Below are 2216 nucleotides of genomic sequence, written 5' to 3'. Positions count from 1 at the left end.
TCTCATAAAAATAAAGTGGCAAATATAAGAGATATCGAGCAGGCTCTTGAGTCACTGCAAAACGTCTCAAAAAATGATGTTAGCATTAAATTCTTACCTTCAAATAGGGCTGGCTTTTCAAATATAGTAATAACTAGAGTTGATAGCTTTCCACTAAAGGCTGCTATTAGCATTGATAACCTTGGCTCAAAACAAAGTGGTAAGTATCAAGGTATGCTAAATTTAAGCACGCTAAATTTACTTGGATTTAACGAAATTTTTAGCTTCTCACGCGGAAAAGATATATTTAAAAAGTATGAGGTTACAAATAAATTTAACGGCGCCACTGATCACGGAGCTTCAAATAACTACTATTACGGCTTTAGTATTCCATTTGGCTACTTCATGCTTGAATACGAAAAGAGCAAATATGACTACGCCCAGATCATAAATGCAGCCTACAATCTCTACACATATAAAGGTAGAAGCGAGAGCGACTCACTAAGCCTTGCTTATACATTTTATAGAGACTCAAATTTTAAAAATAGCGCTTATGTAAAACTATTTAAGAGAAAAAATAAAAACTACCTAGAGGACTACGAGCTAGATAACCAAGCTAGAAGAAATGCCGGATATGAGGTAGGCGTAAAATCAAGCTGGAATTCTTACAACCAAGCTTTTAGCGCCAAGCTAGCTTACAAAAAGGGCACTGGTATATTTAACTCACAGCCCGATCCTTTAGAAGATAGCGGCGAGGCTACATCTAGGTTTGCTCTAATAAATTTAAACCTAAACTACAAATATAAATTTGAACTTCCACTAAGCTATGATCTAAATATCAACGCAAGATATGGCCTAAATAAACTAAGCTTGCAGGATAAATTTAGCATCGGTGGATATCACAGTGTTAGGGGATTTGACGGGGAGAGCTCACTTGTTGGAAACCACGGAGTAAGCGTAAGAAATACTCTCTCATATAACTACTATAAGAGCAACTCTGTCTATGCAGGGCTTGACGCTGGTATGGTAAGAGCAGCGAGCAGTGGCATAAAGGATAAAAACACCCTTGCAGGATATGCCATAGGTCTAAGAGGTAGCATAAAAGCCTACAACAACCTAAGCTACGACATATCTGTCTCAAAACCTCTTTATAAGCCAAAGAGCTTTGAAACTAAATCAACAAATGTAAATTTCATCATAAGCTACGAATTTTAAGGATAAAATATGCTAAAGAACAACCAAATTTCAAATGTACAAAAACCTAGCCTTTTAACTATAGGCTTAAATTTCTACGTAAGTCTCTCTTTGCTACTTGCCACTTCACCAGCATTAGCAAATGAGCCAAGCATCATAGCTGATCCAGGTGCTAGCAACCGCCCTGATATATTAAAAGCTCCTAATGAAACGCTAATCATAAACATCACAAACCCTGATAGTAAGGGTGTGTCTATAAATGAATATAGCAGGTTTAATACCCCAACCACTGGCACTATCCTTAATAACTCTAATAAAAACATAGACACTAAGATAGCTGGCCAGATAGATGCAAACTATAGGCTAAATAAAGAGGCAAGCCTTATTATCAACAAAGTAAATTCAGCTGAGAAATCATCTCTAAAAGGAAATTTAGAGGTTGCTGGTAGCAGAGCTGATGTGGTCATAGCAAATCCAAATGGCATAAGCGTAGATGGTCTAAATATGATCAACTCTCGCTCACTCACACTAACAACAGGTAGTATCAATAAACTAAGCCCTAAAGAGATAGAGCTAATATCTAATAACTCTATCGACATCGTAGGGGACGGCCTAAACGATAAGAGCAGCGACTATACTAATGTGATCTCAAATGCTATAAATTTAAACTCAAATATCCACGCAAATGAGCTAAACATCATCGGTGAAAAGGCGGTTACTTCAAGCAAAGATAGACTTTACAACGATGTAAAAGCTAAAAACCAAGAAAACAGCTTTAGCCTAGATAGTAGCGCGCTTGGCGGTATGTATGCTAATAAAATCAAATTAGTTGGCACAAGTAACGGCGTAGGCGTAAATAATAATGGTCTAGTTATAGCAAATAACAACATAGAGATAAGCCTTGATGGCGACATAGTTAATGCTGGCGCTATCGCTTCTAACAAAGAGGCTAAGATAGATGCAAAGACTATAACAAACAAAGATGAAGCGCTAATAGCAGCAAAAGAGAGCCTTAACATAAAAGCAGACACTTTGGTAAATAC

2 protein-coding genes are annotated in these 2216 nt (G+C 37.1%); both read left to right on the top strand.

The window, feature by feature from the left end; genetic code table 11:
* Positions 1-1194: ShlB/FhaC/HecB family hemolysin secretion/activation protein (locus G6W43_RS10460; protein WP_194169762.1), on the top strand; the 1194-nt coding region annotated here is incomplete at its 5' end.
* A gap of 9 nt (positions 1195-1203) precedes the next feature.
* On the top strand, positions 1204-2216 hold a 1013-nt coding region (locus tag G6W43_RS10455), incomplete at its 3' end, for a filamentous hemagglutinin N-terminal domain-containing protein (RefSeq protein ID WP_194169761.1).

The organism is Campylobacter concisus (assembly GCF_015229965.1).
In the GTDB taxonomy this organism is placed as follows: domain Bacteria; phylum Campylobacterota; class Campylobacteria; order Campylobacterales; family Campylobacteraceae; genus Campylobacter_A; species Campylobacter_A concisus_BD.
The sequence above is the reverse complement of the archived record's forward strand: the minus strand, read 5'-3'. Positions and strand labels throughout refer to the sequence as shown.